The sequence below is a fragment of the Halorubellus amylolyticus genome (assembly GCF_034808145.1).
Classification (GTDB): domain Archaea; phylum Halobacteriota; class Halobacteria; order Halobacteriales; family Natrialbaceae; genus Halorubellus.
Genome location: NZ_JAXHGM010000005.1, coordinates 191,585 through 205,339, shown reverse-complemented (window position 1 = coordinate 205,339; position 13,755 = coordinate 191,585). Strand labels below are relative to the sequence as shown.

The 13,755-nt window shown below is 69.0% G+C and carries 17 protein-coding genes; 3 read left to right on the top strand and 14 right to left on the bottom strand.

Annotation, left to right across the window (positions count from 1 at the left end):
- Nucleotides 1-11: 11 nt before the first annotated feature.
- From SM754_RS13950 to SM754_RS13930, 5 genes are all read right to left on the bottom strand, one after another.
- The gene (locus SM754_RS13950) at nucleotides 12-500 is read right to left on the bottom strand and encodes a phosphopantetheine adenylyltransferase (RefSeq protein ID WP_323676852.1); all 489 of its coding nucleotides are present in this window, start codon (nucleotides 498-500) and stop codon (nucleotides 12-14) included.
- 82 nt (nucleotides 501-582) lie between these two features.
- Nucleotides 583-1,143 carry a winged helix-turn-helix transcriptional regulator gene (locus SM754_RS13945; protein WP_323676851.1) on the bottom strand — a complete coding sequence of 187 codons (561 nt, stop codon included), beginning with the start codon at nucleotides 1,141-1,143 and terminating at the stop codon, nucleotides 583-585.
- Nucleotides 1,144-1,204: 61 nt separating this feature from the next.
- Nucleotides 1,205-2,314 (bottom strand): glutamate--cysteine ligase, encoded by a 1,110-nt coding sequence (locus SM754_RS13940; RefSeq protein ID WP_323676850.1) that lies wholly within the window; start codon nucleotides 2,312-2,314, stop codon nucleotides 1,205-1,207.
- 94 nt (nucleotides 2,315-2,408) lie between these two features.
- On the bottom strand, nucleotides 2,409-3,065 hold the full coding sequence (locus tag SM754_RS13935) for a fibrillarin-like rRNA/tRNA 2'-O-methyltransferase (RefSeq protein ID WP_323676849.1): 657 nt from the start codon (nucleotides 3,063-3,065) through the stop codon (nucleotides 2,409-2,411).
- On the bottom strand, nucleotides 3,062-3,940 hold the full coding sequence (locus tag SM754_RS13930; protein ID WP_323676848.1) for an NOP5/NOP56 family protein: 879 nt from the start codon (nucleotides 3,938-3,940) through the stop codon (nucleotides 3,062-3,064). The genes SM754_RS13935 and SM754_RS13930 overlap by 4 nt, the downstream gene beginning before the upstream one ends.
- A gap of 238 nt (nucleotides 3,941-4,178) precedes the next feature.
- Between SM754_RS13930 and SM754_RS13925 the strand changes: the two genes are divergently transcribed.
- Complete coding sequence (locus tag SM754_RS13925; RefSeq protein WP_323676847.1) at nucleotides 4,179-4,343, top strand: DUF7331 family protein; 165 nt, start codon at nucleotides 4,179-4,181, stop codon at nucleotides 4,341-4,343.
- 331 nt (nucleotides 4,344-4,674) lie between these two features.
- On the opposite strand, the gene paaE is transcribed toward SM754_RS13925, so the two are convergent.
- From paaE to paaA, 5 genes are read right to left on the bottom strand one after another with little or no spacing between them, the layout of a single operon-like run.
- Nucleotides 4,675-4,845 carry a 1,2-phenylacetyl-CoA epoxidase subunit PaaE gene (paaE, locus tag SM754_RS13920; RefSeq protein WP_323676846.1) on the bottom strand — a complete coding sequence of 57 codons (171 nt, stop codon included), beginning with the start codon at nucleotides 4,843-4,845 and terminating at the stop codon, nucleotides 4,675-4,677.
- A gap of 1 nt (nucleotide 4,846) precedes the next feature.
- Entirely contained in the window at nucleotides 4,847-5,320 is a 474-nt protein-coding gene (paaD, locus tag SM754_RS13915; RefSeq protein WP_323676845.1) for a 1,2-phenylacetyl-CoA epoxidase subunit PaaD, read from the bottom strand.
- A 33-nt stretch (nucleotides 5,321-5,353) separates the two neighbouring features.
- Nucleotides 5,354-6,226, bottom strand: coding sequence for a 1,2-phenylacetyl-CoA epoxidase subunit PaaC (gene paaC / locus SM754_RS13910; protein WP_323676844.1), 873 nt, complete (start codon nucleotides 6,224-6,226; stop codon nucleotides 5,354-5,356).
- Nucleotides 6,226-6,570 (bottom strand): 1,2-phenylacetyl-CoA epoxidase subunit PaaB, encoded by a 345-nt coding sequence (paaB, locus tag SM754_RS13905; protein WP_323676843.1) that lies wholly within the window; start codon nucleotides 6,568-6,570, stop codon nucleotides 6,226-6,228. Before paaB ends, paaC begins: the two co-directional genes overlap by 1 nt.
- 3 nt (nucleotides 6,571-6,573) lie before the next feature.
- A complete protein-coding gene (gene paaA / locus SM754_RS13900) occupies nucleotides 6,574-7,518 on the bottom strand; it encodes a 1,2-phenylacetyl-CoA epoxidase subunit PaaA (protein ID WP_323676842.1) in 945 nt (314 codons plus the stop codon).
- A gap of 102 nt (nucleotides 7,519-7,620) precedes the next feature.
- On the opposite strand from paaA, the gene SM754_RS13895 reads away from it, so the two are divergent.
- Nucleotides 7,621-8,265: a helix-turn-helix domain-containing protein gene (locus tag SM754_RS13895; protein WP_323676841.1), complete on the top strand. Its 645-nt coding sequence runs from the start codon at nucleotides 7,621-7,623 to the stop codon at nucleotides 8,263-8,265.
- 30 nt (nucleotides 8,266-8,295) lie between these two features.
- On the opposite strand, the gene SM754_RS13890 is transcribed toward SM754_RS13895, so the two are convergent.
- The 3 genes from SM754_RS13890 to SM754_RS13880 all read right to left on the bottom strand — a co-directional run bounded on the left by SM754_RS13890 (nucleotide 8,296) and on the right by SM754_RS13880 (nucleotide 11,883).
- The gene (locus SM754_RS13890; protein WP_323676840.1) at nucleotides 8,296-10,479 is read right to left on the bottom strand and encodes a histidine kinase N-terminal 7TM domain-containing protein; all 2,184 of its coding nucleotides are present in this window, start codon (nucleotides 10,477-10,479) and stop codon (nucleotides 8,296-8,298) included.
- 183 nt (nucleotides 10,480-10,662) lie between these two features.
- On the bottom strand, nucleotides 10,663-11,049 hold the full coding sequence (locus SM754_RS13885; protein WP_323676839.1) for a PaaI family thioesterase: 387 nt from the start codon (nucleotides 11,047-11,049) through the stop codon (nucleotides 10,663-10,665).
- 96 nt (nucleotides 11,050-11,145) lie between these two features.
- Entirely contained in the window at nucleotides 11,146-11,883 is a 738-nt protein-coding gene (locus tag SM754_RS13880) for a queuosine precursor transporter (RefSeq protein WP_323676838.1), read from the bottom strand.
- A 224-nt stretch (nucleotides 11,884-12,107) separates the two neighbouring features.
- On the opposite strand from SM754_RS13880, the gene SM754_RS13875 reads away from it, so the two are divergent.
- A complete protein-coding gene (locus tag SM754_RS13875; RefSeq protein ID WP_323676837.1) occupies nucleotides 12,108-12,872 on the top strand; it encodes an enoyl-CoA hydratase/isomerase family protein in 765 nt (254 codons plus the stop codon).
- Between the two features lie 36 nt (nucleotides 12,873-12,908).
- On the opposite strand, the gene SM754_RS13870 is transcribed toward SM754_RS13875, so the two are convergent.
- Nucleotides 12,909-13,739: an alpha/beta fold hydrolase gene (locus tag SM754_RS13870; protein ID WP_323676836.1), complete on the bottom strand. Its 831-nt coding sequence runs from the start codon at nucleotides 13,737-13,739 to the stop codon at nucleotides 12,909-12,911.
- Nucleotides 13,740-13,755: the final 16 nt, after the last annotated feature.

Here is a 13,755-nt window from a genome sequence, read left to right as displayed (position 1 = left end):
GAAGCGACCGGTCAGCGCGTCGCGTCCCGGCCGTCGCGGTCGGGCGTCACGTCCCCGTGCTCGTCAATCTCGCCGTTCACGATGCGGGTCGACGAGATGACGTCGCCGTCCTCGGCGATGACGTGGTCGACGACGACGATGTCGAGCGGGTCCACGCCCGCCTCCGCGCGGAGGTCGTTGATGCGTTCGCCGGTGTCCTCGGTCTCCGGCGAGACGACGAGCGCGTCGAACCGCGGTTCGGTCGCGATCCCGGTCGGCTCGGTGAGTTCGTGGACCGCGAACTCGCGGTCGTACTCGGCGGCGAGCGGTTCGAGTTCGCGTTCCAGGTCGCGTTTCCGTTCGGCGAACGACCGGACGTACCGGTCGACGTGCCGCGTCTTCGGTGCGAGCTCGTCGCTCGTCAACCCCACCGTCACGTCCCCGAGTTCGAACGCGCGCTCGAACAGCGCGCGATGCCCGTCGTGAACTGGGTCGAACGTCCCACCCAGCGCAACATTCATGTCCGAACGGTCGACCGGACGCGACATAAAAGGATTGAATGCGGGGACCTCGACTCGCGAGCGAGCTCGTCGTCGGACCGAGTCACTCCTCGGACGACGTCGTGTCGTCCTCGCCAGCGACGTCGTCGGTCGTCGCCTCCTCCTCGGCGCTTGTCGCATCGCCGTCGGTATCCACGGCGTCGGCCTGCACCGTGATGGTGACGGGTTCGTCGTCCGTCGTGGCCGGCTCCAGTTCGTCCTCGTCGTCGAGGAGCGATTCGAGGTTGAACACGGTGTTCAGTTCGTCCTGTACCTGTCCGACGACCCCGGAGACCAGTTCGCTCGGCGCGATCGCCGTGTACTCGTAGGGGTTGTTCCCGGCGCCCGAGGCGGCGCGTTTCTCGCGGTGGACCTTCTCCTCGTCGTGCAGTTCCGCCAGCGCCTCGCGGACAGTGCTCGGGTACAGGCCCGTGCCTTGCGCGATCTCCTCGCTCGTCGACGCGGGGTTGGCCTGCAGGAAGATGTAGATCTTCGCTCGCGTCTCCGTGTCGAGCACCCACGAGAGCAGGTCGACGATGCCCGAGTCGAAGCCGTCGACGGCCTGCTGCCGTCGCGTGGATGGTTCGTCGTCGTCCGCCGGTGTCTCCGCCTCGTCGCTGGTCATGTCCTTTCAGTGAGGACACAAGCCGTGCGGGGGTAAAAACCCATTGCCTGGGGCTTCGCGTTCACGCGCCCAGAACGAGGGACTCGCAGAGCGCGTCGAACCCCTCCGCTTCGAGGACCCGACGTTGGCGTTCGGCGCCGCTGTCCGCGTCCAGCACCTCGCGGATACCGGACACGCCGAGCCTGTCGCACTCGCGGTCGACGACCGCCGCGAGCGAGACGGTCCCGTCGCCGTCGAGCGCGACGAACTCGGCGTCGTGCCCGTACCGGAGCGCCCGCCACTTGTTCTCGTCGAGGACCTCGCGCCGATGCTGATGTGGGTAGCCGTCGCCGCGGTCGTCCCACGGGTCGGCGAGATCCGCGTAGCGCTCGCGGAGGTCAGCGACGAGCGCGTGCACGTACTCGACGAACGCGAACACCACGTCCGGGTCCGCCTGCCCGTCGGGTGCTCGAATCTCGACGGTCCCGTGCCCGGAGTGCGGGCGGACGTCGTACCAGAGTTCGCCGCGGTCCCGGATGCTGTCCGTGTCGATCATGCGGTTCTCGAACGCCGCGAAGTCGTCGTAGCCGTCGAACGCGGTCGGCATCCCCGTGTTCGGGAGGCCCTCGAAGATCTTCGCGCGAGCCGACGCCAGCCCGGTGTCGTAGCCGTCCCAGAACGGCGAGTTCGCGGCGAGCGCGAGCATCGGCGGCAGGTACCAGCGGAGCTCGTTCGCGATCCACGTCGCCGCGTCCGCGTCGTCCACGCCGACGTGAACGTGCAACCCCGCCGTGGTGTTCCTGTGCTGGGGGTACTGGATGCGGTCGAGCTGGCTCCGGTACCGCGGCTTCTCCGCGTGTTCGAGTTCCCGCCAGCGCGCGCCGGGGTGGAGGCCGGCGCCGGCGACCCGGTAGCCTTCGCGCGCCGCGAAGTCGACGAGCGCGTCGCGGACCGCGTGGAGGTTCTCGCGAGCGTCCGCGAGCCCCTCGCACTTCGGCGTCTGCGTCTCGATGACGGTCTTGAAGAGCTCGTGGTCGAGGCGACCGTCCAGCAGCTCGGGCGGGTCGGCGTCGTACACGAGGGCGTCGCTCCCGGAGACCGGCCGGCCGGACCCGTCGACGACGAAGAACTCCTCCTCGATGCCGAGCGTCCCCGCGTCCTCGAACGCCGCTCGCGACCCGCGCTTGTCCATCGACGCCACGTTCGCTCGCACGTGATAAAAGGAGTACGGAGTCGGCAGGTGACCGTGCACGACCGCGAGGTGGCCGTCGACGCCGGGTCGGCGGTCAGCGCGGTCGAGCGACGACCGCGAGGTGGTCCTCGTGGTACGGTTCGAGGCTCGCGGTCGCGAGCACCTCGTAGCCGTCGCGGAGGTCGTCGAGGACGGCGTCGAAGACGTCGCTCGGGTCGCCGGTGACGTCCTCGCTGCGGGCCTTGATGGCGAGCGCGAGCCGACCGTCGTCCGCGAGGTATCGCCGGTTCCGGAGCGCCACGTCCGCCTGCCCGCGGGTCGCGACGTCCTGCACGAGGAGGTCGCAGTCCCCTTCGACGACGTGCGCGTACGACTCCGGCCTGCGAGCGTCGGCGAGCAGCGGGAACAGGCGGTCGCGGTCGTCGGCGACGCGACAGAGGTCGCGCACCGGCCGCGGCGCGAACTCGACGGCGTACGTCGGCCCGGCGACGTCCGCCACGTGACTCGCGGTGGTGCCGGCGGCGGCACCGAGGTAGAGCACGGTCGAACCCGCTTCGAGCCCGGGGTCGAGCCCGACCGCGTACGTCGCGGCGAGCTTCGACCGCGACGCGTCCCACGCCCGCCACTCGCCGTCGGTCGCCTCCGGACCGACGACCGCGCCCTTCGTCGCGAGCGTCTCCCCGTCACCGAAGTCGCGTCGCTCGACGCCTCCGGGGAGCGTCGCGTCCGCCGGCACGTCCCCGGCGGTCATGCGTCCGCACCCCCGTCGTCGGAGTCGCCCTCGTCGGGTAGTTCGTCGCCGGTGCGAGCGCGGATCGTCGCGATGCGGTCGTCGAGCTCGGCCTCCACCTCGGGCTTGCGGTCGCCGCTGTAGTGGTCGATGCGCGCCCCGATGGAGAGCTTCCCGGCGAGCGCTCGCGCGGCGGACCCGCGGTGCTCGGGGTGCGTGCCGCGGACGTACTCGTGCGTGTAGATGATGCCGTGCTTCGGCGAGGACGCACGACCGCGGAGGTGCGCGAACAGCGCGTCCTCCGCGCCGAGCACCTGCACCGTCCCGCTCGGTTTCTTCGCGAGCGACTCCAGGCTCCCGGCGAGCGAGACGAGTCGCGCGGCGAGCACCGGCCCGGCCATCGACGCGAGGTTCGGCGCCACGGTCGGCGCCTGCTGTTCGATGAACGCACGGAGCGACGCGGCTTCCGCGTCGAGTTCGACGACGCGGCCGGCGAGCGAGATCGCGCGTTCCTCGGCCGGCGTCTCCGGCGTTCGGCCGGCGACGTCCTCGGCGAGCGCGACGCCACCGCCCGAGACGTCGAACAGCGCACCCGCCCACTCGGCGGCGCGCTCCGCCAGCTCGTTCGCGGTGCGCGCACAGTCGTCCATCGCGCGGACGGCGTGCACGAGCTGCTGGTCGTCCGCGCGCTCCCGTTCGACGGCCTCGGCGCGCGCCGCCGCGACGGTCGCCTCGTGGAGCGCGTCGTAGTACGCGTCCTCGTCGTCAGCGAACCCGGCGTCGACCGCGCGCGCCGGCCAGTCAGCGGCCTCGCTCGCCGCCCCTTCGCGGATCGCCGTCGCGGCGGCGTCGACGTCATCGGGCTCGCAGTTCGCGAACCACGCGTCGTCTGTCATGCCACGCACTCCTCGGGCCATCGGGTTAACGCCCCCGACTCGGCACGCCCCGCGTCGACCCACCCACACCCTCGACGCAGGCACGGGGTTCCACGCCGGCGGCCGCCGGGTCCTAGAACGTCCTAGAGGGATGGGGATTCCTCGAAGGACGTCCCACACACACCCCCGGAAAGCTTATGTCCATCACTCCCTCGGGAATAGTTAGCATCGAGCGGGCCAGAGCCCGCACGACTCCCCCATGAACAGCACGAACGACGAGGCCACGACCGCGGACCCGCCCGAGATAGCGAACAGATTCAGTGCACGCGACGCCGACGACGGCGGCGTAGAGATCTACGACGAGGAGAACACCGACGCGTGGATCCGCTCTGACTACACACTCGAACTCGGGCGACCCTCGTAGGACCGACCGACGCGGGCCGCTGGGTGGCGGCCCGTCTCGTTCTCACCACGACGCCGGCAACAGCACGTAGCGGAGCGTGAACGGGTCGCGGGACTGCACGACCACCAGCGGCTCCGCCGGACCCGTCTGCACGACCACGTCGCCAACGGCTCCCGTGTCAGCCACCGCGCAGCGACCGTCGCAAACAGAAGACGAAGCGGCTCGCCATCCACCACCGCACGAACGCCGCGTCCCAGCCGACGCCGTACGCTCGTGCGGTCAGTTCAGAACCATCGAATTCCGAAACGCAGAAACGGCCGCCTGGTGGCGGCCGTATCCGTGCCGAGTCCGCTTACTCGAACTTCTCGAACGGCTGCTCGCAGTCGTTGCAGTAGTGCATGGACCGGCAGAGCGACGGGCCTTTCGGGTGTTCGCGTTCGGTCTCCGTCGACCCGCAGTACGGGCACTCCGCGCCTTCCATGTCGCCGCTCGTCTGTACGGATGGGTCGAGTCGTCGACTCATGCTAGACGCTCAGTCCGAAGTCGTTCAGGTCGGACTTGCCCTGTTCGGTCACCATCTCGAGACCCCACGGCGGATTCCACACGAGGCGGAGGTTGACGTCGTCGACGCCGTCGACGCTCGCGACGCGCTCCTCGACGTCGCTCATCAGCATCTCGCGAGCGGGACACCCCGAGTACGTGAGCGTCATGTCGACCTCCGCGAGCCCGTCCTCGACGGACACGCCGTACAGCAAGCCGAGGTCGACGATGCTCACGGGCATCTCGGGGTCCTCGATGGCGTAGAGCTCGTCCCAGACCGCGCGCTCGACGCCCTCCGCGTCGGCGCCCGTCGCCGGGAGCTCCTCGGTGGTCGGCGCGTCGACGTACTCGTACTCGGTGTACGCGCACGCCGTCGCGGCGGGTTCCTCGCAGTCGTCGGGTGATGCATCGACGTCGGTCGGGACGTCGTTCGGGTCGTAGGGTACGTCGCTATCCATCGTGTGGTATCTCTCTCAGTAGGTGACGAGACCTCAGGCCTCGTCGGGGTCCTTCATGATGCGGTTCGCCTCGTGGCGGTCGAGCTTCCGGTACGTGTGCGTGAACTCCTCCTGGAGGTCGAACCACGCGTCCGTATGGGACTGATCGCGACCGATCTCGTCCGGGAGGTCGAACTCGCTGTGGTGGACGTCGTACTGCTCGGGGAGTTCGGCGTCGCCCACGTTCACGCCGAGGTCCTCGAAGAACGGCACGACGACGTCCAGCCACTCCTCGCGCATGACCGCGAGCGGTTCCGTTCGGATACCGAGCTCGTCGATGCGGTCGTCCACGTCCTCGTCGGTCGGCGCGAACACCGTGAGCGCGTACGGGAACAACCGGTCGAACGCGTCCTGGAGGCGCTCCAGTCCGTCCTTCTCCTCGGCGAGCCGCTCCATCCAGTTCTGGGCGTGCTCGCGGTGATAATCCTCCTCCTGGAGGATCTTCGCGACCCGGTCGCGGATGCGTGGATACGAGGACTCCTCGAGCGCCTCCAGACGGATGTACTCCGCCTGGTCGTAGAGGTACGACCGGACGATCGCGTCCGCCCAGTCGCCCTCCGCGAACGGCTGCTCGACGAGCGTGCTGTGGCGCCACTCGCTCGCGTCGCGCTCCCAGACGAGCTCGCTCTCCGTGTACCCGAAGTCCTCGAGGAGGTCGTACCAGAGGCGAGCGTGCCCGAGTTCGTCCTGCGCGATGTTCGCCAACGCCAGGTCGGATTCGAGCGTCGGCGACCGCACCTGCCACTCCGTGTACCGTTCCGCGGCGACGAACTCGTCGTCCGCGAGCCGATAGAGGAGGTGTTCGACGGCCTCCTGCTGGTCCTCGGTCAGTTCGTCGGGCGTCGGCAGTGACTCTTTGACCGCCATCAGTCACCACCCTGCGCTTCCTGCTTCTCCTGCTGGACCTTCCGTCGACGCTCGGCCTCGACCTGCTCGTCGGTGGACTCCGCGACCTCCGACGCCGCGGCCTCGAAGTCGTACGTGGACGCCCACCGGTAGGACTTGTCCGTCGTCCCGCCGAACTTCGCGTCCTCCGTGTCGACCTCGCCGATCTCGTCCTTCGGCGCGACCCACAGGCTGTTCGTCGGCTTGCGTCGTGCGTGCTGGACCTCCGCGAACATGAGCGCCATCTCGCGGTCGGGCGCGTGCACGTTCCCGCAGTGCTCGTGGTAGTCGCCAGCGTTCTCCTGGCGGAATACTTCCCAGATCATGGTCTAGTCGGCCGCCTGTTGTTGCGTGCCACCGAACTCGCGCGCCTCGTGCTCGTCGAGGACCTCGCGAACCCAGTCGACTGCCTCCTGAGCGGCCTGCCGGCCGTTGATCTGCTGGTGGCTGCCGTCGTAGTCGTTCTTCGCGATGGTGAAGAACTCGTCCCAGTCGAGGTCCTCCTCGACGACCTCGTACGTGCCGTCGTCGTTCTCGCGGATACGGGGTTCGTCGGGGATCTCGAGGCCGTACTTCCGGGCCTTCGGGATGTACGCGTTCAGGAACGCGGTCCGGAGTTCGTCGTTCCCCATCTGCTTGAGGCCGACCTCGCTCGCGAACCCGTGGTGCGTGGACTTGTCGTTCGTCGGCCCGAAGAACTGGATGATGCGAGGCCACCACTCGTCGAAGGCCTCCTGGGTCATCTCCTGCTCCTTCTTCGAGCCCGTCATGAGCTCGTGGAGGATGGCTTCGCCGTGCTTGACGTGGAAGCCCTCCTCGAAGCAGACCTTGTCCATCGCGTGGGCGTACGGCTCCCAGCTCGTGCGTTTGAGCGTCGCCTGCCGGCGCATCGCGGCGCCGTCGACGAAGAACGCGATCATCGGGGTCTCGACCCAGTCGTCCATCGGGTAGTGGAAGCAGTTCAGGAACTTCCCCTCGCCGTTGGCGAGCTCGTCGAGCATCTCGTCGCGGGTCTTCAGGCCGAGGGATTCGGCCGCTCGGTAGAGGAGCTGGCCGTGCCCGATCTCGTCCTGGACCTTCGCGGAGCACGCGAGCTTGCGGTCGAGGCTCGGGGCTTCGCGGATGAAGGGGCGTTCGAGGTACGCGCCCATGATCTCGGAGTTCGCGTGGAACTGGATCATGCGGGTCGCGGCTTTCCGGTACTCCTCTGGCATGTCGTCCTTGGGGCTGAACTCGCGCGGGCCCGCTCGTCGTTTGACCTCCTCGATGTCCATAATGGTTCATCATAACGTAGCGGCGCCAGCACCAAACCCGTACACCACCACATGTGCGGGCCTTAAGTACCAGTGGGTGGTAGTGGCTGTCGTGATGGTCGCGTGATAGAGGAGTGCCTGGTCGTCGAGTTCCGCGTCACGGGCGACGACTGCCCGCTCGCCGCCGCGACGCGCGAGACGGCGACGGTCGTCGAGGCGAACCCGCCCCAGTTGCGCCAGGACGGGAACGTGCTCCTGCAGTGCTCGGCGAGCGCGAGCGACGCGGACGCGCTCGCGGACGTCCTCGACACCGACGACCGCCTCCGGTACCTGCACGCGGCCCGCGTCGACGGACGCGTGAACTTCCGGTGCCTCTCCAAGCATCCCTGCGTCGTCCAGCGACTCACCGACGCCGGGTTCATGGTGGAGTCGATGCGGTACGACGAGGGCGAGGAGCGCTACGCGGGCGCGGTCGTCGGCCGCGACGTCCTCGACGGCGTGATGGCGGCCGCGGGCGAGACGGTCGGCGTGACCCTCCAGCGCATCTACCCGCTCGGCTCGGAGGACGACCAGGCGGTGGCGGAACGCTGGCCGTTCACGAGCGCGCAGGAGGAGGCGATGCGGACCGCGTACGACCTCGGGTACTTCGAGGTGCCGCGTCGCGTCGACGCGGGCGAGGTCGCGGACGCGCTCGACGTCAGCAAGTCCGCGTTCCTGGAACGGCTCCGACGCGGGCAGGCCGCGGTGTTCGACCAGCTGTTCGGCTGAGGTCGACACCGTCGGTGACGGCCGCTCGCGTCAATCGTCCGCGTGCTGTCCGTTCCCGTCGCTCCGGTCACCGGACGAACCCCGACCTCGGTCGCCATCGAGCTCGACGACGAACCGCGCACCGCCGGCGTCGCTCTCGGTGACGCGTACCGACCACTCGTGCGCCTTGGCGATGGTCTCGACGATCGCGAGCCCGAACCCCGTGCCGTCCTCGCGGGACGAGACACCCGATTCGAACACCGAGTCGCGTTCGGCCGGTGGAATACCGGCACCGTCGTCGCTCACGGCGAACGCGGCGACGCGACGGCGCTCGGACGCGTCGGCGTCCTCCGCCTCGACGCCGGTATCCCCGTCCTCGACGTCAGTGCGCCCGTCCTCGTCGCCGCTGTCCTCGTCGATGGCGTACTCGACGTCGACCGAGACCTCGACGTCGTGCCCGCCGTGCTCCACCGCGTTCCGGAACAGGTTCTCAAGGAGCCGCTGGAGTCGCGCCCGGTCCGCGAGGATGGTCGCGCCAGTGACCCCCTCAAGCGTCGCCTCGTCAGTATCGACCGACCCCCAGGCGTCCGCGACGACGTCGTCGAGCGAGACGGTGGTCACGCCGTCGACCGTCTCCGCCTCGCGAGCCAGCTCGAGCGCGTCGTCGATGATCTGCTCCATGCGTTCGTGCGCGGTCGCGACCTCGTCGAGCGCCTCCAGGTCTCCTTCGCGCGCCATATCGAGGTAGCCGTTCCCGACCGTCAGCGGGTTCCGGAGGTCGTGACTGACGACGCTCGCGAACTCGTCCAGGCGTTCGTTCGTCCGTTCGAGTTCGCGCTCACGGCGCTTGCGGTCGGTGACGTCCCGCGAGTTCAGGACGACGCCCTCGACCACCGGGTCGTGCAAGAGATTCGACGCGAACGACTCGAACACGCGGTACGAGCCGTCAGCGTGCCGGACACGGTACTCGGCGCGCGTCTCGTACCCGGGTTCGGTGACGCCGTCGCGGAACCTCGCGACGATGCGGTCCCGGTCCTCGGGATGCAGTCTGTCGGGGGCCTGGCGGCCGATCCACTCGTCCTGGTCGTATCCAAGGAGGGACTCGATCGCGGGACTGTCGTACTTGATGGTGGCGTCGGCGTCGATGACCGTGATCATGTCCGAGGAGTTCTCGATGAGCCGCTGGTAGCGTTCCTCGACGCGGCGACGTTCGGTGACGTCGCGGAGGAGCACGAGTCGCGTGCCGTGTTCGGCTCCCGAGAGCGTCTGCACGTTCACGTCGAAGTACCTCGTGGCGTCGTCGGTCTCGACGGTGACCTCGTCTGGCGTCCGAGCGTTCGGCGTGATCGCGGGTTCGAGGAACGGGAGCGCGCTCGTCGCGTCCGCACCGACGAGTTCGGAGACGTTCGGCGCGCCGAGCGTGGCGACCGCGGGGTTCGCGTCGACGATGTGGCCGGTGTCGTCGACGACGACGACGGCGTCCTGCATGTCTTCGATGACGGTGTCGCGGGCGACGGGCGAGATCCGGAGGAGGTCGTGCCGCGAGACCGCGTACCAGAGCGGGAACACCGCGAACCCGAACCCGACGACGGTGAGGTCGATGTTCTGGTGCGGGCCCTCTCCGAGGAACCAGACGACGTTCGTGAGGAACGGGAGGGTGACGCCGACGACGACAGCGATCGATTGCGCGCGGAAGAGGCTCTCGAAGCGGACCGCAAAGCGAGCGAGGAGGCCGATGGACGCGACGATGACGAGGTACGAGACGACGACGTGCGCGGTGGCGGCCGGGCCGAGCGAGCGTTCGAGTTGGACGACGCCTGCCGTGGTCTGCGTGTCGACCGCGACGACGTAGAGCTGGTGGTAGCGAGGGCTCGTGACGAGTAGCGCGAAGACCGCGACCGCCTCGACGGCGAGCGGCGCGAACGTCCACCGGTTCACCCAGTGGTCGTTGTCGGTGTACGCTAACGCGAACGCGAACAGGCTCAGCGTCCCAGCGGCGGCGCCGAGGAACTGGACGGCGAGGAACGAGCGTTTCGCGGCGAGCGTCGTCGCGCTGAGCTGGAGGACGTCGGCGACCCCCCAGACGACGAACGAGAGCGTCAGGAGGACGAACGTGCGGACGACGAGCATGTCGAGGTTCCGTCGACGGATCGTGACGATGTACGCCAGCAGCGCGAACGAGAGCGTCGCTGAGAGGGTTGTCGGGATGACGTACGGCGTGAACTGCCAGGCCATGTCGACGAGTATAGCTGGAAACGTCCCTGCGCGTTCTTTAGTGTGATGGGCACGAGGGCGGCCATTGCGTGTGGTGCTAGTCGTACGCGACGTTCGAGACCATCGCACGCGACGTTCCGGGTCACTGTGCGGGCGAGGCCCGACATCGCCGTTGGAAGGACCGGCGCCGGGCCTCTGGGACGGTTATCCGGTCTTGTAGACGCCGCGGGCGTCGGCGACGAGCGCGTCGTCCTCGACGGCGTACACCTCGACGTCGACGGTTCCGACGTCGCCGCCGACCCGGACGACGTCCGCTTCCGCGCGCAGGTCACCGGTCCCGGCGTCCAGGTAGTCGATCCGCATGTCGATGGTGGGGACGGGCTGGTCGACCTCGGAGACGAGTGCCGCGCCGCCGACGGTGTCCGCGAGCGTGAACGTCACGCCGCCGTGAGCCATCAGGCGGTCGGCGTTCCACGACAGGTCCTCGCGCATCTCCAGGTATCCTTCCGCGTGGCCGTCCGCGGCCTCCGTCACTTCCACGCCGAGCAGGTCGGCGAACGGCATCTCCTCGAAGAACGCTTCGATGTCCATACACGCTCTCGGACTGGCGGCGAGATAAAACGTGGTGGGTCGGCGCGACCCGAGCGTCGGCCGTGGTCGCGCCCCCAGGTCGAGTCGGCGCCGTCGTCAGCGTGCCGCGGGGTCGGCCTGCGTCCCGGTGTCGGCGTACTGCTCGACGAGTGCGACGACGGCGTAGACGAACGGCGTGTCGACGAGCGCGACGATGAGCTTGAAGAGGTACTGGCCGACGACGAGCGAGAGGATGACGCTCGTCGGCGTGCTCCCGCCGGTGCCGAGGACGGCGGGGGCGATGGCGAACGCGACCGTGACGAAGATGACGGTGTCGAGGAGCTGGCTCGTCGCGGTCGAGCCGATGTTCCGGAGCCAGAGCTTCTCCCCGTCGGTGTACTCGCGGATGCGGTGGAAGACGAAGACGTCCCAGTTCTGGCTGACGACGTACGCGAGCAGCGACCCGAGGACGATGTTCGTGCTCGCGCCGAGGACGGTCGCGAACGTCGAGGGAGCGATCGGCTGGTCGGGGACGGCGGGGGCGGCGATGGTCGACCAGACGAGGAGGAGCACGACGAAGTTCATCGCGAACCCGACGTTCACCATCACGGTCGCCGCCCTGCGGCCGTAGAGTTCGGCGTAGCAGTCGCTCGCGAAGAACGTGAGGGCGTACGCGAGCGCGGCGCCGGGAAGGACGAGCGCGGCGCCGGTGACGGGGAGTTCGAACGGCAGGCCGAACATGAGGAGTTTGCTTGCGGTGAGCTGTGCGGTCGCGAGTGCCGTGACGAAGAGCCCGATGAGCGCGACCTGCCCAATGGCGGCCGCGTCTCCGGCCCGAGGCGCCCGTGTTGCCATATCGGATAGCCGTCCGCTCGGGAAGCTTTTGAGGGTTTCCATCCGGTCCGACGGGGGTCCGGGAGCGCCGTGACGCTTCGTCGAGTCCTATCGAGGGATTCCCCGCGGGTGCTCGCGGTCCGACTCGAAGGATACCGGCGTGGAGCGAGCGGCGGTCGTCGGGGCTGAGACCCGGCGACAGCGACCCCCGAACAATTAAGCACCAATGGAGAGTTCAACGATGTATGCGAGTAGAGGACGAAGCCGGCGTGCGGACGATAACGTTCGACCGACCGGGGATGATGAACGCGATGGACATCGAGGTCGCCGAGGAGTTAGCTGACGCGGTCGACGAGACAACGCCCGAGGAGCACGACGCGGTCGTCATCACGGGCGACGACCCGGCGTTCTCGGCGGGCGGTGACATCCAGGCGATGAAGGAACGCGAGGAGGGCCCTCACGAGGCCTACGAGCGCGTCGCGAACTCCTTCAACCGTGCCGCGGCCACCATCATGCAGTCGCCGGTGCCGGTGGTCGCGAAGATCAACGGCGACTGCGTCGGGGCTGGACTGGCCATCGTCGCGGCCGCGGACTTCGCGTACACCGTCCCGGACGCGACGTTCTCGTGCGCGTTCATCCGCATCGGTCTCATCCCGGACACGGGCGCGACGTTCACGCTCCCGAGGCTCCTCGGGCTCCGGACCGCGAAGCGGTTGACGATGACCGGCGAGTTCTTCGACGGCGAGGAGGCCGAACGCATCGACCTCGTGAACGAGGCCGTCGACCCCGACGACCTCGACGAGACCGTCGACGCCATCTGCGGGAAGCTCGGCCGCCGGCCGACGCGGACCGTCGGGATGACGAAGCAGGCGATCCACGAGAACCTCGACAACGACTGGCGGAAGGCCCTGGACTACGAGAACCACATGCAGGTCCAGGCGTACATGATGGACGAGCACGAGGAGGGCGTGGACGCGTTCCTCGAAGGCCGCGACCCCGAGTGGGACTGACCTCGAGCGCTCGGTGACGCGGTCCGGGTCGCGTCGTCAGTCCTCGTCGACGAGGAACCGGCGGATGGCGCGGTCGAACGCGGTGGGCTGCTCGATGACCGCGTCGTGCCCGACCCCCTCCAGCAACGCGAGGCGACCGTCGGGGAGGCGACGGGTGGCGTCGCGGAACGCGCGTTCGTCGAAGAACGGGTCGTCGGTGCCGCCGACGACGAGCGTCGGCACGGGAACGTCGTGGAGGGCGTCCCGGCCGTCGTGCGCGAGGGTGGCGTCGACCGACGCCGCGAAGTCCCCGGGGTGACCCGGGCTGGCGACGAGGTCGTAGCCGACGCTCCCCGCCTGGAGGACCTTCGCGAGCGCGCCGGTGGCGACGAGTCCGTACGCGTCCCGATAGATTGCACGCCAGCGTTCCCCTCTGGCGAGCGCACGCCATCGCTGGAGTCGCGTCTCGCCCGCCGACGACACCTCCGTGCCGGCGAGCCCGAGTATCGCGCTGTTCACGCGGTCCGGGCGGTCCGCGGCGAGATGCTGGACGACGAGCCCGCCGAGGGACAGCCCGAGCACGTCCACGCTCTCGACGCCCTCAGCGGTTGCGAGCGCGTCCAGCGCGGTCGCGTAGTGCCCCGCCATCTCGCGGGTCGTCCGCGCCCCGGCGAGTCCCGGCGGCCGCGACAGCATGTACACCGTGCGCTCGCGCCGGTACCGACGCAGGTACAGCGCCATGAGGCCCGCGAACCAGCGGGCGTCGCCGACCCGCTTCAGCGGGTCGTTCAACCCGGGGACGACGACGAGCACGCCGTCGGCGTCGACGCCTCCTTGGACGCGAACGTACGAGTGCCCGTGTATCGACCCGGTGGCGACGACGCTCATCACTCCCGGTAGCGAA